This window comes from Paenibacillus sp. PsM32, from assembly GCF_030433815.1.
GTDB lineage: Bacteria > Bacillota > Bacilli > Paenibacillales > Paenibacillaceae > Saccharibacillus > Saccharibacillus kyungheensis.
Genome location: NZ_JARUWY010000005.1, coordinates 148,639 through 175,009 on the forward strand (window position 1 = coordinate 148,639; position 26,371 = coordinate 175,009).

Sequence of the window (26,371 nt, forward strand, 5' to 3'; positions counted from 1 at the left end):
ATACAAAAAAGACAATTCTCTCAAAAGAATTGTCTTTGCCACAATAAAGCTAATCTATCTCTTTTTATGTATATTCACTCCTGATGATCTGTCAACAATTAAGAAATTTGAGTCTGTTCTACCGCATCACGTTGATGTTGGCGATGCAAGTAACGATCAAATACAAATGGTCCAAACGGAAGAACAGAAGCGATTAATCCCAATACAGCTTGTTTGAATGATATTTTACGCAAAATCAAAGTCAATCCAATCGCTGCTACATAAGCTACAAATAATACCCCGTGAATCATTCCTACATAAGTTACTGCAAGAGGCATATCCGCAAAATATTTAAGAGGCATCGCAATCAGTACTAGCGCAAGATAAGATACCGCTTCCACGTTACCAATCACACGTAACATACTTAGAGCATTTTTGATCATAATAAGTACAATCTCCTTTATTACAATTTTAATAATTCAAATATAACGTAAATACTCTGCTAAAAGTATAATTAAAAGTTACAAAATATCGAAAGTGCCTATTTATAAGAAACTATATACGTAGTTTATCTTTATGATAACTTAGCTGACAACTGATTATAGACAAAAATTGTTATTTCTTTAATTGTAGTACTTATTCAACACATGATATTGGATAAAAATACATAGGTTTTGGTAGTTGAATCGAATTATTTGGACAATGGTCAATAGTTTGTTTAGGAATTATACCAATTAGTGCTCTTCGATTTTGGTAGATTTAACGTATGTTTAAAAAGTAAACATTGTTAACATGAAAAACATCAAATATAACAATTTATAGATGAGGTGAGTATATTGAGAAAGATAACAGGCGGAATTTTGATTGCAATGTTAATTATATTGACAGCTTGTTCTAGTTCAGCTCCAAATACAACACAAACCACAACCTCTTCAACAGCGACTGATCAATCTACAGCATCAAATGTGATTAGAGTAGCAGTACAATCTGATGGCAAAACGCTTGATCCTCATACCGCTACAGATGCAGGTTCAATGCACTATATCGAAAATATGTATAGTACATTAATGCAATACAATGGCAAATACGGTGAAATTGAACCGGGGCTTGCTGAATCGTATACGATTTCGGATGATCTACTTACCTATACATTTAATCTACATCAAGGAGTGAAGTTTCATGGTTCTGGTAAAGAAATGACTTCAGCCGATGTGAAATATTCCATAGAACGAATTATTGATAAAGGAGTACGAGCGAATCAATTTACCGCTGTCAAAAGTATAGATGCAACAGATCCATATACAGTTGTATTTCATTTAAAACAGCCGATGGCTCCTTTTCTTACTTACCTAGCGAACCCGATGAATGGCATTGTAGATAGCGATATTGTAAAAGCAAACAACAATAGTCTGGATAATGTGGATGCAGGAACAGGGCCTTTCGAATTGGTCAAATGGGAAAAAGATCAACAGCTAACATTGAAAAAAAATCCTGATTATTATGAAAAAGGGTTACCTTATTTGGACGAGGTGGATTTCAAGCCTATTGCAGATGCAACTGCTCGTACAACCGCTCTTCGTAATAATGAGATTGATCTAATTTTGGAGACAACAGAAAAAGAAAATAAAGTATTAGAAAATGTAGAAGGAATAACTTTGAAGTCAGAACCGGGTACTTTCTGGGAATATATTGGTCTGAATGTTAAAGACCCTGCACTACGTGATGTTCGTGTTCGTCAAGCGATTGCCAATGCGGTAGATCGCAATCAGATCAATCAACTGGTGAAGTTGGGTAAAGCGACTGTGCTTGATGGTGGAAATATTCCTCCAAATCACTGGGCATACCCTGATATTCATCCATATGCTCAGCGGAATGTAGAAAAAGCCAAACAATTATTACAAGCTGCAGGAAGTCCAGCTATTTCGCTTACACTTAAAGTTGGTTCTGAATATGATTATCAGGTACAAGCCGCGCAAGTGATTAAGCAACAATTAGCTGAAGTAGGGATTACAGTGAAAGTGGAATCTCAAGAATCTAGCGTCTTTTTTGATGCTTTAGGTAAAGGGGATTTCCAGATGGCAGTAGTCGGCTGGCAAGGATTTGTTGATCCAGACGAATATACGTATAACCTATTCCATACAGGTGAAGCGTATAACCAACAAGGTTACTCTAATCCAGAAGTGGATGCTTTACTCGAAAAAGGTCGTACCACTGCAGATGAAGCAGCACGTAAAGACATTTACAAACAAATCGAGACTACAGTAGCCGATGAAGCTCCGATGGTATTCCTGTATATGAATGAACGTGCAGCCGCTTATCGTAATAATGTGACAGGCTTTATCGTAGAACCGACAGTAACTTCTATTTTCTTAAAACAAACCAAAGTCCAGTAAATCGAAATATAGAACACAATGATCTATCTATACAAAAGATGTGCGTATATCGTGTGAACTGTAAATATTAGCAATGAACAAAGGAACTGACAGGCTTGTCCTTATCAGTTCCTGTTTGGTTAAAGGAGGGATAAGATGTTGAAGTATATTGTCCGGCGGATTCTGGTTTCTATCCCTGTGTTATTCGGAATTTCTATCGTTACTTTTTTGATGATTCGGTTAGTGCCCGGAGATACGGTTACTGCTCTATTGGGAACACGTTATAGTGAAGAACAAGCAGTACAATTGAAAGCTTATTATGGGCTTGATAAGCCTCTTTATGTACAATATCTGATCTGGATTGGCAATGTACTACGTGGCGATCTAGGACGTTCTTCATTTAGCGGAGATTCGGTAATGCAATCGATTATCGAACGGTTACCCGTCACCCTAGAATTAACATTGATCAGTGTATTGATTGCCAGTCTTATAGGAATTCCACTGGGCATATGGGCAGCTTATCGTCATAACCGACTACCGGATTATATGGCAACTGTTGTAGGGCTATTAGGAATTTCGATTCCAGGATTCTGGTTAGGAACGATCTTTATTTTATTATTTGCATTGAAGTTAGGTTGGGCTCCTTCCAGCGGGTATATCTCATTTTGGGAAAATCCACTCGAAAACTTACATCATATGTGGATGCCAGGTATTGCGCTTGGTGCAGCGGTATCTGCTGTAGTCATGCGGATGACACGTTCAACTATGCTTGAAGTATTAAGTGAAGATTATATGAAAATGGCTCGTGCCAAAGGAATGTCGCCTTTGCGAATCTTAATAAGACATGCACTCAAAAATGCGATGATTCCGATCATTACAGTACTCGGTATCCAGATTGGTTATTTGATCGGTGGCTCTGTCGTTATTGAGCAAATCTTTTCGTTACCCGGAATTGGACGATTAGCACTCCAAGCGATTACGAATCGAGATTACGCATTGATGCAAGGAACGATATTATTTGTAGGTTTTTGTTTTGTAGTCATTAATCTGATTGTTGATATTCTGTATTCGATCTTAAATCCCAAAATTCGTTATTAGGAGGAGCTCTGAATGAAAGAGATTTGGTATCGTTTTAGCAAAAACAAACTCGCCATGATGGGCCTCCTATGTATTAGTTTTTTTGTACTGATCGCATGTGGTGCAGGTTGGATAGCTCCATTCGATCCGTATGCACTAGGAAGCGAAATGTTAGGCAAGCCTAGTATTCATCACTGGCTAGGTACAGATCAGTTAGGACGCGATATTCTTTCTCGCATTATTTATGGAGCAAGGATATCATTGCGAGTAGGTGTTATTGCTGTAGGGGTTGCTTTACTTATCGGAGCAACGATGGGAATTCTTGCAGGTTATTTTGGCAAATGGGTCGATGCTATTATTTCACGTATCACTGATGTTCTATTTTCGATTCCTGATATTTTGTTAGCTTTATCCATTATGGCGATTCTAGGCGCAAGTATAACAAACCTGATGATCGCTATCGGCATTGTCTATACACCGATATTTGCACGTATTGCTCGTAGCGCTGTATTGTCGATTAAAAGCTCTCTTTATATCGAAGCCGCTCGTTCAATCGGTGTAGGACATATTCGAATTATGCTCAAGCATGTATTGCCTAATATTATGGCTCCACTTATTGTACAGATTACTTTATCTTTTGCATTCGCTATTCTAGCAGAAGCAGCACTTAGCTTTCTAGGACTGGGTGCAGAACCAGATACCCCATCATGGGGAACGATGCTGAATGAAGGCAAAGACTGGATGGAATCTGCTTGGTGGATTGCTGTATTCCCGGGTCTGGCGATTACGATAGCTGTATTAAGCTTTAATATTTTGGGAGATGGTCTACGAGATGTTCTTGATCCCAAATCCAATAAACATTAAATCATCTTAGAAGAAAGGAGTGGTGTGTGATGCCTATCTTTTATCCGACAGATCGACCTTTAGCTGATTTTAAATGTAATACTTTTGCTATTATTGCCCGTTGTCCCCAAACGAAGCGATTTGGTGCGGCGGCGGCTTCTAAATTTCCCGGTGTCGGCGCATTTTCTCCTTGTGTTGATCCTGAATATGGTGTGGTAGCTACGCAAGGGTGGATGAATCCGGCACTTGGGCCTCGTGGTATTGAATTGCTACGACAAGGGCTTACCGCTAATAAAGTATTAGATGATCTACTCATGGAAGATCCAGGCCGAGATTTGAGACAGGTGGCTGTGATGGATCGGTTTGGTCATTGTGCTGCTTTTACAGGTAGTGAGAATGATGATGTCAAAGGGCATCTGATCGGTGATCAATTTTGTCTATCCGGCAATCTGCTTGCAAATGAAGATGTTTTACCTGCTATGAAGCAAGCTTTTGAACAAAGCACAGATATTGAACTAGCAGAGCGTCTACTTGCCGCTCTCAAAGCAGGTTCAGATGCTGGTGGAGATCGTCGTGGCAAGCAAGCATCCGTGCTCAAAGTAGCGGCTACGCCTGGTTTCCCTTATGTCGATTTTCGTGTAGATGATCATCCTGAGCCTATTCTTGAATTAGAAAGAATTTATTACAGCAATCGGTCAGTACTAATTGAACAATACTACGACTGGGTGGACACCGTTATGAAAGGCATTCCACTCGAAAAGAAAGGTTGAGTCGATGAGTTATTTTCCAGAACATGATCCTTCTTTTACTACACCATCTCTTTTGAACACATCCTCTATCCTGATTACCAATGCAACTCTGTTAACGATGGAAGGAACAACGATAAATGAAGGTTGGATTCATATCGTAGATAATAAAATTGCAGGCTTAGGCGATACAACTGAATGGGAATTGTACAAACAACAAGTGAGCAATGTATCAAATACTCGAATCATTGATGCACACCATCGCTTAGTCTCACCCGGATTGATCGATCCTCATACTCATATCGGTATAGATGAACAAGGTATCGGGTGGGAAGGCGCGGATTACAATGAAACATCTGAAGCGGTGACTCCTCATCTGCGCGCCTTAGATGGAATCAATCCTTATGATGATGGGTTTGTCGATGCCGCTAGAACAGGGGTGACTACCGTTCAAGTGTTACCGGGTAGTGCTAATGTGATTGGAGGGTTAATGTGTTGTCTCAAAGTACTTCCAGGCTCAACTGTAGAGCAGATGGTAGTACTACATCCATCCGGTCTTAAAATGGCATTAGGCGAAAACCCTAAAAAATATCATGGAGTAGCGAGTGGCCGAGCCCCATTGACTCGTATGGGGATAGCTGGTATTATTCGTGAACAATTAGTACAGGCTCAACATTACTTAGCAGAGCGGCAATCGATAGAGACAGAACAATCGATACCAACATCACCACGTAATTTACGTATGGAAGCTTTAGGGCTTGCATTAGAAAAGAAAATCCCTGTTCGCTTTCATGCACATCGTGCCGATGATATCGCTACAGCACTGCGATTAGGAGATGAATTTGGATTAGATCTTACGATTGAACATACAACGGATGGGATCAAAATCGCCAAAGAATTAGCAGCATCTGGTCGCTATTGCAGTATAGGGCCTACATTATCTGCACGTAGTAAAGTAGAATTGCGTAACCTTTCGTGGGGAACGTATCCTGCTTTGTACCAAGCAGGAGTGCCAATATCGATCACAACCGATCATCCTGTATTACCTATTCAATATTTGCCAACGTCTGCCAAAATGGCTATTCAAGCAGGATTACCACTAGATGCGGCATGGGAAGCGTTGACGATTCAAGCTGCTCGTCATTTGCATCTAGCAGATTCTACAGGTTCATTACAAGTAGGCAAAGATGCAGATATCGTGATCTGGAATACACATCCATTAACCGATTCCGGCGAAGTGGCATTCACAATTGCAGGTGGACAGATTACATTTGAACAGTCTGGATCACCCGCATAGATACACAACAATTACTTGTAATCTATAGCACAAAATGAACTTAAAGGAGGCGTAACCGATGGAGCATCCACCGATTCATTCTCTGATGCGCTTCATGAAGACGATTATGTCTCCTGTTCATGAAGAACAGATGCTTCAACTGATTTTGCAGACAGCGATAGATAGTATTCCAGCCGCAGGGGCAGGATTTTTATTTTTGCATGATCCGTTAATTAATAAGTTGATTATTCAAGCTACAGTCGGCTATCTTCCGGCAGTGATGACGATGACTCGCTTGTCTTCAGGTGAAGGGATATCAGGCAAAGTCTTTGCAGAACGTATGCCTATTCGAATCAACAATCTTTCTGAGCTACAAAGCGCTATGGATAATATGAGTGCTTTTAATTACAAATATTATGTAGAATCATCTACTCAAGGAGAAACTCCTTGTTGTTGTATTTCAGTACCTTTATTATCTGATAATCGTTGTATAGGAGTAATAACGCTTGATAATTTTACTGATTCACAAGCTTTAACTGAACATGATCTTCAAACGTTACAAATCTATTGTGATCTGGCAACGATAGCGATTGAACATCATCGTTTATTTCGACAGGTGCAAGAGCAGAATCATGAATTATTTTTGACTCATGATGCTTTACGTCAAGAACATGAACGTTTGCAAATCACAATGGATTTTCATAATCAGATTAATAACTTAGCAGCCAAAGGATATGGAACGCCTGAAATTTTGTCTGCTTTATATCGCAATGTCAAAATGCCTATCGCTGTATTTGATCTATTACTCACACCGATTGATTATTTACCTGCTGAAGTGACCCCTCATTTACCTGATCAATTTCTGCAACATCCTGCGATGCAGTGGGTACAACGTAGCAAAAAGTGGCAACGAATTGTACTGGAAGAAGATAATTCTCAATCTATTATTGTTACTCCGATTGTTGGCACTGATCGGTTGCTCGGTTATTTGTGTGCTTGGACAGGAAGTCAGGAAGTGATGAGTACCAATAAAATGATTTTTGAATACAGCGCTACTGTGCTTGCGCTAGATTGGGTGAAAAAAGAAGCCGTTCAACAATCTCAGATGCGTGCCAAAGATGTTTTTTTCGAAAGTATTCTATCGGGTGAAATGAATATGTCTTTACAAGAACAAGCTCGTGTACTTGGATTTGAACAGGAAGATCATTATGCAGTGATGTTAATGCAACCCCTGTCAGTGACTGCGCGACATTCGTTTGAATCTATTATGAGTCAGCTACATATCCATTATCTATTGGTTGAACGGCATCATCATACGATTATTATTGTTAATATTGCAGGAAATCTAAATAAAGAAGAACGTCAATCCCAATTTCAATTATTGTTACGAGAGCTTCGCCGAGATCGTCAATTGTCATCGGGTGTTGGTAGAATGTATCAAGGGTTAGATAAAGTGAGTCGGTCTTACAAAGATGCAGAACAATGTATGCAGTTATTGCTCAAAGAAGGCAATCAACAGCGATTGATTTATTTTGGTGATCTAGGTGTGATTCGCTTTTTTATGCAACAATCGCATGAAGAGTTAGAAGAGTATTTGAATGATGTATTAGAACCAATTATTCAATATGATCAGCAAAAAAAAGCCAATCTAATGATCACGTTAGTCTCATTTGTAAAATATGACCGTAATCTTAAAAATACTACTCAATCGTTAAATATTCATCATAATACGCTGTATTATCGTCTTGGAAGGATTCAAGAATTATTAGGTTATTCTTTTGATCATGGAGATGAGTGGTTTAACGTACGAATGGCATGTCAGATTTACTTATATTTGTATGAAGAATGACCGCAATCTAGAAAAAAATATAAAATAAACACGAAACTTTATCATACCAGAGATAAAGTTTTTTTGATTTGTTAACGCAGTGTAAAATTTTTGAAAAAAGCTAATACATAATACGACAAAATTCGATAATATTATTAGGTCTTATTAACTAATATTTTTATACAAGAATATACCGGAGGCAGATACACCATGACAGTCAGAACACGATTAATCACCACTATCAGTTTATTGATTTTTACTATTTTAGGGAGCGGGATATTATCTTATGTCACCATCTCTAATACGATTGAACAAAGTGCTCTATTGCAATCGAAAATGGAAATGCAAAAAAATATGAAACAAATCGATTTTAGGTTAGCAGGACTTTCAAATGATGAACGTGGTTACTTACTTACAGGTGAACAAGAATACGTACCTGAGATGCAGAAAAAGATCACTGAAATTAATAATATATTACAGTTGTTACAACAATCATCCGCAGGTGCACCTTATAAAACGTCTTTGCAAAACATCAGTACTACTTTTGCTAAAGTCGTGGATTTAAATGCCAATGTTGTCAAATTACAAAGCGAAAATCCTACCGCTGCTAGTCAATATCATTTCGGCGAAGAACGTACACTACGCAAAACAGCATTAACACCAGTAGTCAATGATGTGATTACCAAACTGGATCAAGAAGTAGCTCAATTACAAGCGCAAAACGAAGCACAAGCACATATCAGTAAAGTCGTTATTGTCGTTGTCATTATCGTTTCGTCTGTAATAGGCATTATTCTAGGTATTCTTTTATTACGTGCTATCCTCAAACCGTTACATCTATTAAATCGTCAAATGTTAGAGATTGCTCAAGGTGAAGCAGACTTGACTCAAACGATTGATTTGAAGCAAAAAGATGAATTTGGTACATTGGCTTCTAGTTTTAATCTTTTTGTAGCTACATTACATTCGATTGTTAGCCAGATCGGGGTATCATCTGATATGGTTGCAGCTTCAGCAGAAGAGTTCTCAGCCAGTGCAGAGCAATCCAAGTCTACATCCCAACAGGTTGCTGAATCGATGCAAGTGATTGCAGATCAGACAGGTGGACAAGCCAAACAACTAGGGTATCAATCTACATCGTTACAAAATTCATTCCACAAATTGTCTGAAATTTCAGATAATACAGCTCAGATGGTGAACTTCTCGCAATTGATGAAACAGCAGTCTGAAAAAGGAACAGAGTCTATAGAACGTGTAGGCGAGCAAATGACGTCTATCCAAAGTTCAGTGTCTCGTGCAGATCAAAGTGTTAGCGTACTGGCAGGACATGCCACTAAGATAGATACAGTTACTACCCTAATCAATGAAATTTCTTCTCAAACGAACTTACTTGCTTTAAATGCTTCTATAGAAGCAGCTCGTTCTGGAGAACATGGACGTGGATTCGCAGTCGTCGCAGAAGAAGTTAGAAAATTAGCAGAACAATCAGCTAATGCAGGTAAACAGATCAAAGAACTGGTTAGTCATATTCAGTTAGAAACTCAATCTACGATGTCTGCTATTCAAACTGTTCAAACAGATGTGGCAACAGGTAATCAAATGACCAAAGCAACAGTACAGCAATTCCATGATATTTTACGTGCTGTTGAAGAAATTTCTACTAAAACTGAAAGTATTGCTTCCAATGCTTCACATGTTAACGATTCGTTTGCAAACTCTGCCGATTCTATGCAAACGATGACTAAAGGCACGCAAGAAATATCAGATAGCACACAGGAAATTGCAGCGGCAACCGAAGAGCAATTAGCTTCTAGTGAAGAAGTTTTACATTCTGCTGTCGCTTTAACAAGCCTTGCCGAAGATTTACAAGCATTAGTAAGTCGCTTCAAAATATAATCAATCTCTCACAACCTGATGATCATTTATTCTGTGCATAAACTAACAGAATAGATGACCGTCAGGTTGTTTTTGATTACAATGAGCAGTAGCTACATGTCTACAACAATCGTTCAAGGAGGTTATATTATGCTAAAAGAACGTATTGATTATTTGTGCAAAAAAAAGGAGATTACTCGTAAAGACTTGGTAGAAGGATTAGTCACTCAAGCTCATTTTGCCAATATTTTAGCAGAACGTTATCCACTACCAGAAGATTTGGCAGAGCAGATTGCTGAACGTCTGGGTGTGAGTAAGGTGTATTTGGAACGTACAGCAGCTGATGATCTGGAGACATTACAACGTGCTGAACAGATTTTTGAACGATTATCGATGCAAGCTTCCAGTATTCCTGAGCAAGAAGTAAATGATCTTCCTGATCGTGATGATACTTTAACGATAGAATTAACAACGGCTTTGATGAAAGCGACCTATTTTCAACAATTGAATGATCATGATGCGTACGACTATTTGCATCAATCGTACTTGAATTTTTATCTGGATAAGTTTGGACGACCTGACGATATTCTGTTGCCTATTCCATTACTCAAAGCGTTGTTATTTTATAAAATTCAACATTTCCGCTCCAAGCATCAATATTACGATGTTCTGCATCAAGTAGAACGCTGGATTGCATTGCTTCAGACCGGTAGTGAAACATGGCTTACAGCGCAACATATTCGGATGGAAGCATATGTACATACCAAGCAGTTTGAAGAAGCGAAAAAAACCTTTGAACAAATTATGAAGCAAGTGTATGAACAGCGATGGTTTCACCGATTATCCGGTCTGTATATCATCTATAGTGGTTACTGCTTTTCGATGAAATTTATACAAGAATCGCTAACTGCTCTCTCTATGGCAGAAGCTCATCTCGTCTATGCAGAACATCAAAGTGATATGTTAAGTGTGATTATGAATAATCGGATTATGATGTTAACCATGACAGAGCAACTAGAACAGGCAGAAGTAGAGATTCTACGATTTGAAGCGATTGTGGATCATCAGTCTGAAGAAACAAAGCAAAATATGTTGCCTGTGTTACTTATTTATCGTTGTGAGATAGCACTTGCGACCAAAGATTGGGCATCCGTAATAAATCATATCGAACAATTGAATACGCTCACTCTTCATCAGGATCAGCAGATGGCTGTTACATTTTATGAAAGTCAGATAGCTTTGTCTCAAGGACAGTCAGAACTGTTTATTGAAAAAGCTTTGGTGTGTTTGCCTTACTTTGAATCAATCCATCAATCTACCCGACTCAGTATATTATATGAAGCTTTAGCAGTTGTATCAGAAGATCAGCGACGATACAAAGAAGCTGCTCAGTATTATCGAAAATTAGTCTATTTGTTACGTACTTATTAATATTATTGGCTCATATATCTATATTATTTAAATAAAAATATTGATTAATTTACAAATATCTAAGTGTGAAAAAGAATTAAAGCAAAGGTTTGTACGTATTGTTTGCGAATATTTACTGAAACGAACCCTATTTTGATAGAAAAGATAGATTAAGCAGACGATTTGTCTGCTTTTTTTGTATGTGCCTGTATCTATTGTTGTGTGTCAAAAGCATTTATATAATAAAAGCAGAACCACAATATACCTGAACAGAAGGAGCATACACTTATGGGATTTTTTAAACGAAATAAAAAAGAGCAAGATCATATGGAGCAAGCAGATCAAGCTATGAACAAAGGATTAAGCGGATTAATTATGAAAAGTATAGTTCCTAAAGAACAGCGAGATCAGATAAATGCTAGCCTAGAGATGGCACGCCAAGCCCAATCCTCTGCAAGTGGACAAATTCCGATCACTGCTACCGCACAGGTTATCTCTGTAAAAGATACAGGCAAGTTAGTAAATTTTGATCCTATTATTATTCTGGTCTTAGATGTGACTGAGAACAATGGAACCCGATATCAGAAAACATTAGAAACAATGGTATCTAAAATGCATATTCCACGTCCGGGTGATCATATAGGATTAGGCATTCATCCATCTTCACCTGCTAATTTTATTTATATGGGAATCATATCTTCTTCATAATTAACAACCAAACAAACAACCATTTGAACAAATAAGGAGCCATAATAATGAAAAAAATTCTGCTAACAATAGGTATATTATGTATAGTGCTTGTATGGGGACTACCGATGTACTTGAATATCACAGGGGGCGATGTGCTAGAAGTTATAGATCAACCGTGGTATCATCCTTTGCTTTATATTGGAATTGCGCTTATTTTTATACCCACGATTCTTTCTACAGTATTCAGTCTCAAAACTGTCAAATCTGGCAAGTCCGCAGTTGGTCTTATTGAGTCTATTCAACAAACAGGTACTTATATCAATGAGCAACCGCAGATTCAGTGTAAAGTGATTGTGACCTGTCAGGGTGAAGATTCATATCCTGCTGAATTGCGAGTTGTAGTGCCGCTTACATCGTTGGCTCAATTTCAACCAGGTGCACTGATTCCATTACTCGTTTCTCCTAAAGATCCATCTAAAGTAGGAATCGATTGGAAAGGGCAGGTCTCGCAAGCAGAAGCACAGCAATTATTAAATGAGCAAATGATCAAACAAGGCGTATCACCAGAAATGATGAATATCGCTACACAGGGTCAACAAGCGTACGCTAAAATAATTGATGTTGTACCTTTAGGAGATATCGACGCACATAAAATAAGTCTTCAACTTACACTTAGTATCACTCAACCATTAGGAGAGACATTAACTGTAAATGTGCAAAAAGAAATTTTTAAAAGCAGTCTAGCTCAAGTTCAACAAGGACAGATTATTCGTGTTATCTATTTGCCTGAAGATCCATCCCAATTAGTGCTATCACTACAATCGGAGTCTGCTGATCTACAACATGTATTTGGAGCTACGCGATGAGGGATAGAAGAGATGTAGATCATTTTGATCCTTATACTATAGTTATACACAAAAAGCACATCCTATATGAGATAGGCATGTGCTTTTTGGTATGACAAGCTTATTCTGAATAAATATTAGGAACTTTTACATCGGGTTCTACATCAGCTTCATAATCAACATGATCGGTCTCAAAACCAAACAATTGGAAAAATTCACGACGATATCCTTCCAGATCAGTCAATTCATAAATATTTTCTGATGTTAAGTTATCCCAGATTTCAGCAACTTCTGCTTGTACGTCTTCGCGCAACTCCCAGTCATCAATACGAATCCGATTTTTTTCATCGACAGGAGCAGGGCCTTCTGTATACAAGCGATCTGCAAATAGACGATACATTTGCTCGATACAACCTTCATGAATACCTTTTTCTTTCATGACTTTGTACAATGCTGAGATATAAAGAGGAACAACAGGAATCGCCGAACTGGATTGAGTCACTAATCCTTTACTTACAGAGACAAAAGCACGTCCGCCTGTTGCACTCAATTGATCATTCATTTGTTGAGCAGTGCGTTCTAGATCATCTTTTGCTTGACCTATCGAACCTTGACGATAGATCGCTTGTGTAATTTCAGAACCGATATAAGAGTAAGCCACTGTGGTTACATCTTCAGTTAATACACCTGCTTCGTGTAATTGATCCATCCACAATTTCCAATCTTCACCGCCCATAACTTTGACCGTATCTTGTACTTCTTGTTCAGAAGCAGGCTCGATCGTGATTGGAGTCACTTCGCCATTATGGAAGTTAACCGTTTTGTTCGTATACTCAGCACCGATAGGTTTAAGAACAGAACTGAATGTTTCACCTGTTGCTGGGTCTGTGCGACGTGGAGCCGCTACACTATAGATGACAGTATCGACTTGACCGAATTCTTTGCGAATCGCTTCGATCGTTTTGGCTTTGATTTCGTTGGTAAAAGCATCGCCAATCACACTGCAAGATTTGAGACCTGCTTTTTGAGCTTCTTGTTCAAAAGCTGCCGAGTTATACCAACCAGCAGAAGCAGTACGTCCTTTGACAGAACCACCATCACGATAAACACCAATCGTATTAGCGCCTGCACCGAATGCTGCTACAATGCGAGAAGCCAATCCGTATCCAGTAGAAGCACCGATCACAAGTACATTGCGTGGTCCGCTAATTTTAGGTTGAGATTGTACATATTCAATTTGTTCTTGAACTTGACGTGCACAGCCGACAGGGTGAGCTGTCGTGCAAATAAAACCACGTGTTCTAGGTTTAATAATCATAGAGAGGATTCCTCGCTTTCACTTTTTACATCATCTTTCGTATTGTAGCATTTTTTGCGAATGAGTACACCGTATCACCAAGTAAAGCTTCGATTAAGAAGAGATAGAAGCGTTATTGGAAAGTAAAAATAGTACGAAAATAGTAGGAAAGAGCTGTTTAAAATTTAGATAGGTTGGTTAATAAATAATATCGAAGAATAATTGTACAAAATATAATAAAATATTTTTAAATAGTATTGCAATATTCTTGAATTAATGTTATTATTAATTCATAAGGTTACTAAGAGAAAATTAGTTACCAAAAAACAGCTAACATCCCAAAGGAGAAATTAATCATGAATACCAAATTTCAAAAAGTTTTATTGTCAACTACTTTAGCACTAGGTCTTGGAGCAGTAGCAGTTGTAGCACCAATCGGAGCTAACCAAGTATCTGCAGCTTCTAACGATCAAAGCAACCACGAGAAAAACAAAGACAAAGCAGAACAACGTGCTAACAACCAAGCTTATGTAGATTCTGTAAGTGCACAAATCAACTCTATGTTCGGAACTGCTAACGAAACAACTGAACCTACTACACCAACAGACAACACAACTACTGAGCCTACAAAAACAACTGAGCCAGTAACAAACAACAAAATCACTGTAGTTCTTCCACAAGGTGCTAGCCTTACTGAAATCGCTGCTCAATATGGTGTAACTGTAGACGAATTGGTTGCTGCCAACAACCTTCTACCTGCTGGATACCAATTGACTATTCCTCAAAAATAAGAATTTAGACATTCTCGATCAACTGCCATCTGATCGGCTTAAATATTATCTACCCTTAAGTATCTGCCAAATGCTTATGGAGTAGTTTATATATAAAAAAGCTAACGTTCCCCCGAGCGTTGGCTTTTTTTGTTTGGGTTGGCAGAAAGATAATACATATCATTGTTATAAAGTTCATTGTGTCATTAGATCTGGTCGCTTTTAATAATTAAAGAAAGCGAGGAGAGATTATGATTCATATACATAAAAGTAGAGGAAGAATCCAGATTCAAATGGATGTTTATTATATGGGTACAGACGATATCGTGATATTGATCAGTGGAGGAGATCGTCCTCATATAGGAACCATTACCGCAGGCACTCCGAACCAACCACTGCAAACGATCCAATTTCAACAACATCAAGAATTTTATTTTACAGAAGAAATCGCTATCCATTTACGTAAACAATGGCGTGGGAATTTTGTAATCTGTGGAGGAGTTCATATTGATCAGATCAGTGGGGAAGAGATTAATCAAGTGATCGAAATAGTAGTAGAGATGGGAAATGAATTGATAGAGCATTTGCAGGAGAGTCAATCTATAAAATCATAGTCAAAGCCAGAAGATTCACTATTTAACTAATTTGCGCAGATCATTAAAGAGTAGATGTATATAGAAAAGAACGAGATCATAAGTCAACGAATACTCTATCTATCGTTAACACTATTCTCTCGTTCTTTTGCAACATAAATTGATTATAGATTATTTAGTTAATGAAGAAGTTGTTAAAGGCACAAATAATTTGGAATCATTATCAGCATCTTTAATGTCAACATAAATGGCTTGGGTATTAGCAATATCTACGTCAGCACTCACCATGCCATTGTCAGGATTAACAGATAACGTTTTGAGTGTTGTATTATCCTGATTCGTAATCACAATTTTTTGGTTACCACTAAGTGCTGCTAGTTCTAGATGTAGTTTGGAATATTTATTTTCAGTCATAATCTGAAAGCTTTTACTCTGGTTATTTTCGCCTGTATATAGGAAAACGTCTTTGTAATCTTTATCTTTGTACACAGTATTGCTTGGATCTTTGGTATGCCAGTCAGAGCTACCCAATACTTTAGTGCCCAGTGTACTTAAAGATTGTGCGCTTGTTTCTACAGGAGTTGTAGGTGATCCTGTGTTACCTGAACCTCCGATAATAACAGAAGAAGAAGCACTGTCATACGTAATAGAAGTTCCCATTAGAGTGCCGACTGCACGTACAGGTAAGTAAGTTGTACCGTTATAAGTAATAGGGAGAACAGCTTTGCCATTCGCATCTTTAGCAGTAACTGTAGTACCATTCATTTTCAGAGAAATTGTACTGTTCAAATAAGCTTTGATAGGTTCTAATCCTGTCGCCGCTAGAGCACCTGTCCCTATTCCAAATGTCAATGTAGCTGCTAGAATCCCCAAACCAACCTTTTTGTTCATTAAATATCCCTCCTGAGTAATAAAGTAGCAATCACTATTATAAATAAACGATTAACAACCAATTGTCAAGTTTTTAAAGGCTACTTTATAGGTATGATTATATAGATATGATATGACTACTTGGATATAAAAAAACAGTACAAAGTCAATAAACTTTGTACTGTCTGCTATAGTTAATGCTATATATTAGGAATGATCTGTAGGATTTTTTTCTTTCAATCCTTGACCAAGTCCTTTCATAAATCGCATACCGAATCGGATCGCTCGATTGATATCAGGATCTTTCAAAGCTTTCATCAGCGAAAATACACCTATTTTTGTATTATCGTCTTTGCCTGCTTCTTCTAATCCTTTGGTAACGCTGTTCATTAACTGGGTAGTCTGCGCAGGATCAACCGCAGTTAACGCACCCGCTGCCGCCATCCCATTGTTAATTAGATTAGTGATTTCTTTACGTGATACTTGCCCGAGTGCAATCTCTGCAATATGTGCTTTTGCTTTGAGCATAGATTCCGCCGCTTCCAAAATCCCGCTATCATTCAACTCCCGCAAAATCGACATCGAACGTGCCAGAGCCGCATTAGATTCAGCTAATTCCTTTTTCAATTCATCAATCGTCTGTTGCTGCTGTTCCTCTTCCGTCAGCACCCGCTTCCGAATCGTAGTAATCGGAGTCGCCATATATTCATTCTCCTTTCTCCCACACATCTAATAAGATATACCACTACAAAACATATAAATTCACCATCAAACATCCAAACCACAAGCCCAACAATAAAAAAGAACAAATAAAATGAAAGTAGATAAAATGAAGAACAGATAAAAGTAAAACCCAATCCTTATAAAACCAATCTCTATAAAACAAAAAAACAAACTACTTTATTAAATTCTCTAAAGCAATTAAGGACTAAACTCTTTAAAAGGTTCTATGCCTTACCCTGCTCCACAACCCCAAGTTGCACCAGCGAAGGGAGTGAGATTGTTCTGAAAGAGCGAAGCGCTCGCCTTTGTAATAGAATCCCTACCGCCCAGCGGTAAATCAAGGGATTCTGTTACAACAGCGACGACAAGAACAATTCACTCACGAAGCGCCATCAACCCTCCCACCTACATATCCACCAAAGAAACATAATCATCACGATTCCATTTGCGTTGCACCTCAACACCATTTTGCGGATGGCGTTTTTTGTTACGAGGATTAGAGGAAGGTAATGGATTAACCCCTTTAACATTTAAGACCATCATACGTACTTTAGCTTGCTTGTAAGCAGGTGTATGTGTACGTACATCAACAGCAGAACCGGTTAACAGATTGACCGCTGTTTCGTGACTAGTAGAGTGCATCGGTACATAGATTTCATTACCACGTACCCGATCAGTAACGACTGCTCTTAATTTGATCGCTCCATATGGAGACTCCAGACGAACGAGTGTACCATCTTCAACACCGCGTTCTACTGCAAGCTCAGGAGAGACTTCAACAAACACTTCCGGCAATTTACGATTAATTCCGTTAGATTTGTTCGTCATATTGCCTTCATGGAAATGTTCAAGTAAACGTCCATTATTGAGCACCAGATCGAATTCAGCCGGGAACTCTGCCGCAGGAACATATTGTACGAGAGAGAAACGAGCTTTTTTATCCGGGAAATGGAAACCATCGGTGTAAAGCAAAGGTGTACTTTCGCCTGTGCTTGAACCCCATAAGAAGCTTCCCCAACCTTCCAATACATCGTAATTACAACCAGAGAAGAAAGGAGTCAGACTTGCCATTTCATCAAAAATTTGAGAAGGATGAGTATAACCCCAATCGAATCCTAAACGTTTGGCAAGTTGGGTTGTAATCCACCAGTCTGGCTTGGAATCGCCCAAAGGCTCAAGCACTTGATATAGACGTTGTACACGACGCTCGGTATTTGAGAATGTACCGTCTTTTTCAAGTGATGGAGCAGCAGGTAACACAACATCTGCGAATTGAGCCGTTTTGGACAAAAATACATCTTGAACAACAAAAAATTCAAGTTGAGCTAGCATTTCATGTACATGATTCACATTGGAATCGACCCATGCCATATCTTCCCCTACAAGATACATCGCTTTAAGTTCTCCGCGCGCAATATCATCAACCATAGCAATATTATCTTTACCAGGAGCAGAAGAGATCGATACACCATAAGCTTTTTCAAATTTAGCACGTGCTTCATCATTAGAGACATGTTGGTAACCTGGCAACCATGGTGGCAAAGTACCCATATCACAAGCACCCTGTACGTTGTTATGACCACGAAGTGGATACGCTCCTGCACCTGGACGCATATAGTTACCTGTTGCTAACAGCAAGTTAGAGATGGCTGCCGATGTATGTGATCCGGCGATATTTTGCGTAACGCCCATACCCCAACAAATAACAGTACCATCTGCATCACGAATCATTTCAGCAATTCGGATTAATTCAGCTTGAGCTATTCCGGTCACTTCTTCTGCATAAGCCAGTGTATACGGTTCCGATGCTTTGAGATATTCATCAAATTGGTTAACATGTTGCTGGATAAAGTCTGCTGCATGCCAGCCTTGTTCAACCATATAGTTCATAATCGCTGTAATCCAGACAAAGTCTGTTCCTTGTTGTGGACGAATAAATAGATCTGCACGTTCAGCCATTTCATGCTTGCGTAGATCAGCGACAACTAATTGTTGACCATGCAATTTGTGTGCACGTTTGATACGAGTTGCCAGTACCGGATGACCTTCAGCCGGTGAACAGCCGATTAGAATAACCAGACCAGCAGCGGCGATATCTTTGATCGTACCTGCATCTCCACCGATACCTACAGTAGACATCAGACCATCGGAAGCAGGAGATTGGCAATAACGAGAACAGTTATCGACATTGTTCGTTTCAAATACTTGACGCGCTAATTTCTGAATCACATAGTTTTCTTCATTTGTAATTTTGGAAGAAGAAATAAATCCTAATTTGTCACTACCATGTTCTTTGCTAATTGCTGACATTTTTTCAGCTACAAGATCCAGTGCTTCATCCCATGTCGCTTCTACAAATTCACCATTACGACGGATCAATGGAGTGGTCAAACGTTGATCACTGTTAACAAAGTCCCAACCAAATTTACCTTTAACACAAGTAGAAATAGCATTTACCGGTGCATCATGAGAAGGCTGTACTTTAAGAATCTCACGACCTTTGGTCCAGACCTCAAATGAACAACCAACTCCGCAGAAAGTACAGACAGTTTTGGTTTTGCGAGTACGTGTATCACGCATTGCTGCTTCGATCTCAGAAATAGCAAAAATACCGCTGTATCCTGGTTCTACATCTTTGATTAGATCAATCATTGGATTCAGCATCTCTTCGCCAATCCCGGACATAAATCCAGCTTCGCCAAGCATTGATTTCTCCATCAAAGCATTACATGGACAGATCGTGACGCATTGCCCACAACTTACACAGGAAGATTCGTTGATAGAAACGCCTTCATCCCACATTACGTATGGACGTTCGGCTTCCCAGTTGATCGACAATGTCTCATTGACTTGTAAATTCTGGCACACTTCTACACATTGACCACAAGCGATACATTGATTGGGATCATAGCGATAAAATGGGTGTGACATATCCACTTCGGTTGTAGGCACTTTAGGTTGGAAAGGGTATTTTTGATGTTCAATACCCATCGCTTCGACCGTATTATGGAGTTTGCAATTGCCGTTATTATTGTCGCAAACGGTACAGTACAACATATGATTTTCAAGTAAACGATCCATACCTTCTGTTTGTGCCGCTTTGGCAGAGACAGAGTCCGTCTGCACATTCATGCCTTCTGTAATGATAGTCGAACAGGCACGTGCTAATTTGCCATCGATCTCAACAATACACGTATCACACGTCTGAATAGGATCGACTTCAGGAACATAACAGATTTGTGGATGCTCAATTTGAGCAAGATTGATCACATTCAGTACACTTAATCCAGAACCAGCTTCATACGATTCGCCATTGATTGTAATTTTGATAGGTTGTTCGCTCATGCAGATACCCCTTTATTTAACAGTTGTATTTCTAGATGTAAGCATTTGGCAATATAAATGCGGCTTCTTCTAGTGAAATCAAAAATGATTTTTGTGAAACAAAATATCGCCCAGCATTAGCGCATAATATAATGGATAACGGATAATTGTAGTATAATATTTATACTTTTATTTCTTTTATATGTATTATTATCTATTAGATACATATAAAGGGTATAGAAAAAAGAGCATAAAAAAACTCCACCTTAAAATCACTACCTCTTTTCAGGTAGCACTTTTAAAGTGGAGTAATCGTTTAGCAATGACATACTAACTGACCAATCCCATTATATTATGACGAAAATGTGAATACTCTAAATTATACTCTTCTTTTGTGAAATTTCAAGACACAATTAACACGATATGCTAGCTTGGAATAGTTGAAATCTACAAAATGAGGTGTATGATCAAAACATCAGAGCAAGGAGGATTATTGATGAAAAAAGAAACAACTTTCAATGAAATCGTACGTAAAGTGCGTAAAGATACATTTGGCAAAGGCCCTGAACGGATTCATACGACCTTTGTTGATAATATGGCGATTACTAAAATGTGGGGTAATTTTACACCTACCGAAAAATTTATTGCTCTTACTCCTGAAGGCAAAGAAATGGTACACCGTGCACGTACACAGATGGTTCAAGGGCTATATGATCAGCATGTTCCGGATGGAATGGAAGAATTATGCGGTTCTAAACTACAGCATTTGTTTACCGATATTAAGGTGGAAGATGATTTTGCCATCTCTGTATTCGTTTTTGAAAAAAATATTGAGCAAGGATGAGGCAGATGGATCAAGAATTGCAACAAGACCGTACGATTGTGCGTTATCGGCGCGGGCAAGTCACCACGACCACAGATCAGGTTGTTCGTGAACAACCGATTACAGTCAAAGTAAACGGCGAAGAATTTGTTACGTTGGTCTGTACGCCTGAATATATTGAAGATATGACTGTAGGATTTTTAGCTTCTGAAGGAGTCATTAAACAATATGACGATATTCAAGAACTGTGGGTACAGCCAGAAGAAGGGTTTGTGCATGTACGCACAGATCGCTGGAAACCTCAGCACCGTCAATTGTTTACGAAGCGTTATATCACTTCATGTTGCGGAACAAGCCGGCAAGGATTTGTTTTTTTTAACGATGCTCGTACAGCCAAAGTGATGGATACAGTAAATGTTACGTTGTCGTTTGAAGATTGTTTTCGGCTGATGGATGAAGTGCAACACAGTGGAGAATTATTTCAGCATACCGGTGGTGTGCATACCGCTGCTTTGTGTGATCCTGATGGGATTATTGTAGCAAGAAGTGATATTGGTCGTCATAATGCTTTGGACAAAATTTATGGCTGGTGCTTAAAGCAGAATCTAAGTCTAGAAGGTAAAATTATTGTATTTAGCGGAAGGATGTCTTCCGAGATTTTGACGAAAGTATCTAAGATTGGCTGTGAAGTGATTTTGTCCAAATCTGCTCCTACAGGGTTAGCGTTAGAGTTAGCCGATCATTTGGGTATAACCACAGTTGGATTTATTCGCGGAGATTCTTGCAATGTATATACACATTCACAAAGAATTTTGGAATGTCAGGACATAGCACCGGATTCTATGATACTCTAGTAGGAAACCGAAAAATAAATATACAGTTCGAAGTCGTTGCAACACGGTATAAGTGAGGAATGGAGAGGTGTCTATGACTTCAAAAGATCAGCATAATCGTATATTAAGAGACTTACGCATCTCTGTCACAGACCGCTGTAACTTCCGTTGTCGATATTGTATGCCAGAAGAAATTTTTGGTAAGGATTATTCTTTTTTACCTAAAGAAAGCGTACTGACAGAGGAAGAGATCGGTAGAATTGCTAAAATATTTGTATCATTAGGAGCCAAAAAATTACGAATTACCGGCGGAGAACCTTTACTGCGTAAAGACTTGCCTAATATTATAGAGCGTCTATCTCGATTGGATGCAGAAGATATCTCGCTAACGACCAATGGCAGTCTGTTATCTCGTATGGCTGTAAGTCTGCGACAAGCCGGGCTTCATCGTGTCACTGTGAGTCTGGACAGTCTGGAAGACGATATGTTTTTACAGATGAATGGAGGACGAAGTCGTGTTCAGCCTGTGCTTGATGGGATTGATGCGGCGGCAGAAGCGGGACTTCAAGTCAAAGTGAATATGGTCGTACAAAAAGGATTCAATGAAAATGCTGTCGTCCCGATGGTCGATTATTTCCGGCAAAAAGGTCATATTCTGCGGATGGTTGAATATATGGACGTAGGCAATAGCAATGGCTGGAATCGTCAGCATGTAGTCAGCAAGCAAGAATTACTGGATCGGATCGGAGAACATTTCCCACTTCAACCGATTGCGCCAAATTATGATGGAGAAGTTGCTACACGGTATCAATTTGCAGATGGTATTGGAGAAGTAGGCTTTATTTCTTCAGTAACAGAAGCATTCTGCTCTTCTTGCACACGAGCACGATTGTCAGCAGAAGGCAAATTATACACTTGTCTATTTGCTACAAAAGGTCATGATTTAAGAGAATGGCTGCGTTCAGATCGTAGTGATGAACAGATTGCCGATTATATACAAGCGGTATGGACCAATCGTAAAGACCAGTATTCGTTAGAACGAGGATTAGCTTCTGACAAAAATGATCCGAATGGTCATAAAGTAGAAATGTCGCATATTGGAGGATAGAAGGGGCAACCCTTCTATTTTTTTATTTCAAAATGTAGCAGAATTGTATATTGCAAAATTTTAGTTGTCACAGTATTGACAAATTTCTAAGGCGAGATTAATCTTAATGAGCAGTAGCAATATGTGTTTGAAGCAGACTCATGTGATGTTTTTGCTTTAAACCTGAATCGACCGTTGATTGATATCCTTATAGGAGTCTGTAAGGGCATTAACCAGCATTAATTATTCTCTAGCCCTCTTGATGCTTAGCCATATATAAGAGGAATATTAGGGCATTGTTAATGGTGGTTTTTTGGCGTTTTTGAACTGATAATACCAACGATGAGTAACAACCACGATGAACATGGAGGGTTTACAATGTCTTTTTACACCCCGCAAGAAATTATGAATATCACCGCTGAAAATGGTCTCAAAAAATCAAAATTACCGTTCTGGACAGTACTTATTTTAGGGTTTCTTGGAGGCGCTTTTATTTCGCTTGGATTTTTGGCAGATATACGTGTGATCGGGACAGCACCCAAAGAATTAGGTTCGATCACTGGATTTTTTGGAGCAGCGGTGTTTCCTGTCGGTCTTATGTTAACGATTCTTGCAGGGGCAGAGCTATTAACAGGGAATATGATGGTTATGGCGATGTCATGGTTTGCCAAAAAAATTACGTTATCTCAAGTAGTGGTAAATTGGGTACTGGTATTGCTGTCTAATTTTATCGGTGCTATTGCTGTTGCTTACTTTTTTGGACATGTGGTTGGATTAACAGAAGGCGATTTTTTAGCAAAAACACTCGCTATTGCTCATGCCAAAGTGGGTGAAGGTTTTGGTGAAGCTTTTGTATCGGCGATTGGTTGTAACTGGTTGGTCTGTTTGGCAGTGTGGCTCGCTTATGGTAGCAAAGATTCAGTCGGTAAATTTGTAGGGATCTGGTTCCCGATTATGGCGTTCGTTGCTATCGGATTTCAGCACGTTATTGCTAATATGTTTGTGATTCCAGCCGCTATTTTTGCAGGTTCGGATATTACATGGACACAATATGTAGAAAATTTTGTGCCTGTCTTTTTGGGAAATCTAGTAGGGGGAGCTATCTTCGTCGCGTTGGCATATTTCGGAGCGTATCGATATACAACAGAAGCTAGTATGTCTCCTGAAGCAGTCAGCGATACGAACAACTATCATGAGCAAGGATTGAGCGGATCGACTGTTCATATCAAACATTAATATTGTATGTTATACATCAAAAAAAGAAGCAGAACCGCGTTTATACGGTCATGCTTCTTTTTTGATGTGAATAGATTACTTAACAGCATAGTATACGATCTGTTACTGATTAAGCAGAAGTTTTCTCATTATGCGTAGTAGAATCAGTTGGTGAAGGTTGAATGATAGGTTCAACATTGTTTGATGTCTCAGTATTAGCCGATTCATCAGCACTTATATCAATTTGAAAACGATTCAGTTCATGTTGCATCTCTTCACGAATCTGACGAAGCATTTTCACTTTTTCACTGGATTCCAAGAACGAACGTTGTTGTTCAACAGTAGAAGCAGTAATCTCTTCACTACCTGCAGCAGATTGTTCAGTGATTGCACTGATATTTTCTATCGCTTGATGCACTTGATTACTCATATCTTGAGACACTTTCATATCTGTAGCGAGTTTACTTACATGCTCAGCAATCTGTCCTACTTTTTGGCTGATCGCAGCGAATGAAGCATCAGTAGAACTGGTAGCTTGTTCTTGCTCCTGGAACAGATCAATACTTTGAGCGACAGAAGATTTTACTTTGTTCATAGCAATAGTAATACTATCCACAGCAGCGAAGATTTGTTGTACAGCTGTGACAGATTGAGAAGCTAACTTTTTCACTTCATCTGCAACTACAGCAAAACCTTTACCTGCTTCACCTGCACGAGCCGCTTCAATCGAAGCATTAAGGGAAAGCAAGTTCGTTTGCGAAGCAATTTCAGAGACTAACTTGGTCATATCTGTAATTTGTTCTGCATTTTTTTCGAGTTCAGTGACCGTTTTCTCCACTTCAGCCATTGCAGAACGATTGTTAGCAACGAGCTGTAATTGTTGCTTCATCACTAGACTACCTTGTTGAATCGCTTGGATTGCTTCTTCGCTGTATGCTGCTGATTCAGTAGTAGTCTCTAGATTAGATGAAAATTTCTGTTGCATATCATCGACAACCATAACAGTTGTGCTAAGATCTTCTGCAATCTTTTGACTACCGATAGCTAGCTCTTCAGTAGAAGTAGCAACTTGATTCACAATTTCTTGCATCACATCGTTACTACGGTCAATATCTTGAGCCATATTGTCTACACGAACTCCTGCTTGATCAATCGAAGTCACGATACTACGCAAGTTATCAATCATAATATGGAAAGAACGATTCAGATCATCCAACTCGTCTTTACCTTTAGTCTCTGCTAATTTGATTGTAAGATCACCATCTGCAATTCGTTGTGCTGCAATATTCATTTGTTGAGTACGACGTGCGAATTTGCGAGCAGTCCATGTATTGAATACACCGACAGCAATCAATAAGAAGATTGCACCGATCAAAGCAATTTGCCACGTTAGATCAATACTGTTGGTTAAATCTTTCGTGTATTCGTTATAACGTGCTTGCGTAATTTCATTCAAAATATAAATATCATTTTGAACACCTTCAATACGAATACTTTGACGTTTCGCTTCTGCACTATCATTATTTGTTAATGCTTGTTGAGAAGCGTCGCTTAATTCTTTGAATTTCGTTACGATTGCGGACAGACGTTTTTGCTCTTCTGGTGTCTGTAACATGCCATTTGATAATGTATCAATAGTAGCTTGTGTTTGATTCAACTGTGTATTTACAATCGATTTGTTACTAGCTGACATCGTAAAGGAGAAGTTAGCCAAAGCTTGCCCAGTCTGTACCATATTGCCGTCTAGCTGTTTAACATTTAGCATCGCTGGTACAAGATTATTATTTTGTGAATTGATATTGAGTAATTGGAAAATGATATATGCGACAAGAATTAAGGAAGCAATTAGCGAAATCATCGCATTTAATACTAATTTACCTTGTATTTTCATAAGT

At 38.8% G+C, this 26,371-nt stretch carries 22 protein-coding genes; 16 read left to right on the top strand and 6 right to left on the bottom strand.

The window, feature by feature from the left end; translation table 11 throughout:
* Positions 1 to 98: 98 nt before the first annotated feature.
* Positions 99 to 422, bottom strand: coding sequence for a DUF3817 domain-containing protein (locus QCD85_RS12240; RefSeq protein ID WP_273613261.1), 324 nt, complete (start codon positions 420 to 422; stop codon positions 99 to 101).
* 393 nt (positions 423 to 815) lie between these two features.
* Here QCD85_RS12240 and QCD85_RS12245 point away from each other — a divergent pair, with 393 nt between their 5' ends.
* From QCD85_RS12245 to QCD85_RS12290, 10 genes are all read left to right on the top strand, one after another.
* On the top strand, positions 816 to 2,372 hold the full coding sequence (locus tag QCD85_RS12245) for an ABC transporter substrate-binding protein (RefSeq protein ID WP_301262776.1): 1,557 nt from the start codon (positions 816 to 818) through the stop codon (positions 2,370 to 2,372).
* A gap of 135 nt (positions 2,373 to 2,507) precedes the next feature.
* Positions 2,508 to 3,449: an ABC transporter permease gene (locus QCD85_RS12250; RefSeq protein ID WP_273613259.1), complete on the top strand. Its 942-nt coding sequence runs from the start codon at positions 2,508 to 2,510 to the stop codon at positions 3,447 to 3,449.
* Between the two features lie 12 nt (positions 3,450 to 3,461).
* Positions 3,462 to 4,292 carry an ABC transporter permease gene (locus QCD85_RS12255; protein WP_273613258.1) on the top strand — a complete coding sequence of 277 codons (831 nt, stop codon included), beginning with the start codon at positions 3,462 to 3,464 and terminating at the stop codon, positions 4,290 to 4,292.
* A 29-nt stretch (positions 4,293 to 4,321) separates the two neighbouring features.
* Positions 4,322 to 5,041, top strand: coding sequence for a DUF1028 domain-containing protein (locus tag QCD85_RS12260; RefSeq protein ID WP_301262777.1), 720 nt, complete (start codon positions 4,322 to 4,324; stop codon positions 5,039 to 5,041).
* Positions 5,042 to 5,045: 4 nt separating this feature from the next.
* Positions 5,046 to 6,314, top strand: coding sequence for an amidohydrolase (locus QCD85_RS12265; protein ID WP_301262778.1), 1,269 nt, complete (start codon positions 5,046 to 5,048; stop codon positions 6,312 to 6,314).
* A 58-nt stretch (positions 6,315 to 6,372) separates the two neighbouring features.
* On the top strand, positions 6,373 to 8,142 hold the full coding sequence (locus tag QCD85_RS12270; RefSeq protein ID WP_301262779.1) for a helix-turn-helix domain-containing protein: 1,770 nt from the start codon (positions 6,373 to 6,375) through the stop codon (positions 8,140 to 8,142).
* Between the two features lie 189 nt (positions 8,143 to 8,331).
* Complete coding sequence (locus tag QCD85_RS12275; protein WP_301262780.1) at positions 8,332 to 10,017, top strand: methyl-accepting chemotaxis protein; 1,686 nt, start codon at positions 8,332 to 8,334, stop codon at positions 10,015 to 10,017.
* 129 nt (positions 10,018 to 10,146) lie between these two features.
* Entirely contained in the window at positions 10,147 to 11,427 is a 1,281-nt protein-coding gene (locus QCD85_RS12280) for a helix-turn-helix domain-containing protein (protein WP_301262781.1), read from the top strand.
* A gap of 267 nt (positions 11,428 to 11,694) precedes the next feature.
* The gene (locus tag QCD85_RS12285; protein WP_301262782.1) at positions 11,695 to 12,114 is read left to right on the top strand and encodes an integrin alpha; all 420 of its coding nucleotides are present in this window, start codon (positions 11,695 to 11,697) and stop codon (positions 12,112 to 12,114) included.
* Positions 12,115 to 12,161: 47 nt separating this feature from the next.
* Positions 12,162 to 12,962 (top strand): hypothetical protein, encoded by an 801-nt coding sequence (locus QCD85_RS12290; protein ID WP_301262783.1) that lies wholly within the window; start codon positions 12,162 to 12,164, stop codon positions 12,960 to 12,962.
* A 100-nt stretch (positions 12,963 to 13,062) separates the two neighbouring features.
* On the opposite strand, the gene fabV is transcribed toward QCD85_RS12290, so the two are convergent.
* Positions 13,063 to 14,259, bottom strand: coding sequence for an enoyl-ACP reductase FabV (gene fabV / locus QCD85_RS12295; RefSeq protein ID WP_274172126.1), 1,197 nt, complete (start codon positions 14,257 to 14,259; stop codon positions 13,063 to 13,065).
* Positions 14,260 to 14,594: 335 nt separating this feature from the next.
* Here fabV and QCD85_RS12300 point away from each other — a divergent pair, with 335 nt between their 5' ends.
* Together QCD85_RS12300 and QCD85_RS12305 are read left to right on the top strand one after the other, a co-directional pair.
* Complete coding sequence (locus QCD85_RS12300) at positions 14,595 to 15,029, top strand: LysM peptidoglycan-binding domain-containing protein (protein ID WP_204823093.1); 435 nt, start codon at positions 14,595 to 14,597, stop codon at positions 15,027 to 15,029.
* 230 nt (positions 15,030 to 15,259) lie between these two features.
* Positions 15,260 to 15,622 (top strand): hypothetical protein, encoded by a 363-nt coding sequence (locus QCD85_RS12305; protein ID WP_301262784.1) that lies wholly within the window; start codon positions 15,260 to 15,262, stop codon positions 15,620 to 15,622.
* Between the two features lie 150 nt (positions 15,623 to 15,772).
* Here the strand turns inward: QCD85_RS12305 and QCD85_RS12310 are convergent, their stop codons facing one another.
* From QCD85_RS12310 to fdhF, 3 genes are all read right to left on the bottom strand, one after another.
* Positions 15,773 to 16,492 carry a hypothetical protein gene (locus QCD85_RS12310; RefSeq protein ID WP_301262785.1) on the bottom strand — a complete coding sequence of 240 codons (720 nt, stop codon included), beginning with the start codon at positions 16,490 to 16,492 and terminating at the stop codon, positions 15,773 to 15,775.
* 186 nt (positions 16,493 to 16,678) lie between these two features.
* Positions 16,679 to 17,173 carry a DUF1641 domain-containing protein gene (locus QCD85_RS12315; protein ID WP_274172129.1) on the bottom strand — a complete coding sequence of 165 codons (495 nt, stop codon included), beginning with the start codon at positions 17,171 to 17,173 and terminating at the stop codon, positions 16,679 to 16,681.
* Positions 17,174 to 17,599: 426 nt separating this feature from the next.
* Positions 17,600 to 20,539 carry a formate dehydrogenase subunit alpha gene (fdhF, locus tag QCD85_RS12320; RefSeq protein ID WP_301262786.1) on the bottom strand — a complete coding sequence of 980 codons (2,940 nt, stop codon included), beginning with the start codon at positions 20,537 to 20,539 and terminating at the stop codon, positions 17,600 to 17,602.
* Between the two features lie 472 nt (positions 20,540 to 21,011).
* On the opposite strand from fdhF, the gene QCD85_RS12325 reads away from it, so the two are divergent.
* The 4 genes from QCD85_RS12325 to QCD85_RS12340 all read left to right on the top strand — a co-directional run bounded on the left by QCD85_RS12325 (position 21,012) and on the right by QCD85_RS12340 (position 24,497).
* Positions 21,012 to 21,362, top strand: coding sequence for a DUF2294 domain-containing protein (locus QCD85_RS12325; RefSeq protein WP_273616339.1), 351 nt, complete (start codon positions 21,012 to 21,014; stop codon positions 21,360 to 21,362).
* A gap of 5 nt (positions 21,363 to 21,367) precedes the next feature.
* The gene (fdhD, locus tag QCD85_RS12330) at positions 21,368 to 22,195 is read left to right on the top strand and encodes a formate dehydrogenase accessory sulfurtransferase FdhD (protein WP_274172131.1); all 828 of its coding nucleotides are present in this window, start codon (positions 21,368 to 21,370) and stop codon (positions 22,193 to 22,195) included.
* Between the two features lie 67 nt (positions 22,196 to 22,262).
* Positions 22,263 to 23,282, top strand: coding sequence for a GTP 3',8-cyclase MoaA (gene moaA / locus QCD85_RS12335; protein WP_273613244.1), 1,020 nt, complete (start codon positions 22,263 to 22,265; stop codon positions 23,280 to 23,282).
* Positions 23,283 to 23,639: 357 nt separating this feature from the next.
* Positions 23,640 to 24,497, top strand: coding sequence for a formate/nitrite transporter family protein (locus QCD85_RS12340; RefSeq protein ID WP_301262787.1), 858 nt, complete (start codon positions 23,640 to 23,642; stop codon positions 24,495 to 24,497).
* Positions 24,498 to 24,606: 109 nt separating this feature from the next.
* Here the strand turns inward: QCD85_RS12340 and QCD85_RS12345 are convergent, their stop codons facing one another.
* On the bottom strand, positions 24,607 to 26,367 hold the full coding sequence (locus QCD85_RS12345) for a methyl-accepting chemotaxis protein (RefSeq protein ID WP_301262788.1): 1,761 nt from the start codon (positions 26,365 to 26,367) through the stop codon (positions 24,607 to 24,609).
* Positions 26,368 to 26,371: the final 4 nt, after the last annotated feature.

Excerpts from the sequence above, each read along its gene's own strand:
- QCD85_RS12265 (WP_301262778.1), top strand. The coding sequence starts at position 5,046 with ATGAGTTATTTTCCAGAACATGATCCTTCTTTTACTACACCATCTCTT.
- QCD85_RS12270 (WP_301262779.1), top strand. The coding sequence starts at position 6,373 with ATGGAGCATCCACCGATTCATTCTCTGATGCGCTTCATGAAGACGATT.
- QCD85_RS12290 (WP_301262783.1), top strand. The coding sequence starts at position 12,162 with ATGAAAAAAATTCTGCTAACAATAGGTATATTATGTATAGTGCTTGTA.
- QCD85_RS12260 (WP_301262777.1), top strand. The coding sequence starts at position 4,322 with ATGCCTATCTTTTATCCGACAGATCGACCTTTAGCTGATTTTAAATGT.
- QCD85_RS12280 (WP_301262781.1), top strand. The coding sequence starts at position 10,147 with ATGCTAAAAGAACGTATTGATTATTTGTGCAAAAAAAAGGAGATTACT.
- QCD85_RS12240 (WP_273613261.1), bottom strand. The coding sequence starts at position 422 with ATGATCAAAAATGCTCTAAGTATGTTACGTGTGATTGGTAACGTGGAA.
- QCD85_RS12345 (WP_301262788.1), bottom strand. The coding sequence starts at position 26,367 with ATGAAAATACAAGGTAAATTAGTATTAAATGCGATGATTTCGCTAATT.
- QCD85_RS12255 (WP_273613258.1), top strand. The coding sequence starts at position 3,462 with ATGAAAGAGATTTGGTATCGTTTTAGCAAAAACAAACTCGCCATGATG.
- QCD85_RS12310 (WP_301262785.1), bottom strand. The coding sequence starts at position 16,492 with ATGAACAAAAAGGTTGGTTTGGGGATTCTAGCAGCTACATTGACATTT.
- fdhD (WP_274172131.1), top strand. The coding sequence starts at position 21,368 with ATGGATCAAGAATTGCAACAAGACCGTACGATTGTGCGTTATCGGCGC.
- QCD85_RS12250 (WP_273613259.1), top strand. The coding sequence starts at position 2,508 with ATGTTGAAGTATATTGTCCGGCGGATTCTGGTTTCTATCCCTGTGTTA.
- QCD85_RS12305 (WP_301262784.1), top strand. The coding sequence starts at position 15,260 with ATGATTCATATACATAAAAGTAGAGGAAGAATCCAGATTCAAATGGAT.
- QCD85_RS12285 (WP_301262782.1), top strand. The coding sequence starts at position 11,695 with ATGGGATTTTTTAAACGAAATAAAAAAGAGCAAGATCATATGGAGCAA.
- QCD85_RS12275 (WP_301262780.1), top strand. The coding sequence starts at position 8,332 with ATGACAGTCAGAACACGATTAATCACCACTATCAGTTTATTGATTTTT.
- QCD85_RS12315 (WP_274172129.1), bottom strand. The coding sequence starts at position 17,173 with ATGGCGACTCCGATTACTACGATTCGGAAGCGGGTGCTGACGGAAGAG.
- fabV (WP_274172126.1), bottom strand. The coding sequence starts at position 14,259 with ATGATTATTAAACCTAGAACACGTGGTTTTATTTGCACGACAGCTCAC.
- QCD85_RS12340 (WP_301262787.1), top strand. The coding sequence starts at position 23,640 with ATGTCTTTTTACACCCCGCAAGAAATTATGAATATCACCGCTGAAAAT.
- QCD85_RS12300 (WP_204823093.1), top strand. The coding sequence starts at position 14,595 with ATGAATACCAAATTTCAAAAAGTTTTATTGTCAACTACTTTAGCACTA.
- fdhF (WP_301262786.1), bottom strand. The coding sequence starts at position 20,539 with ATGAGCGAACAACCTATCAAAATTACAATCAATGGCGAATCGTATGAA.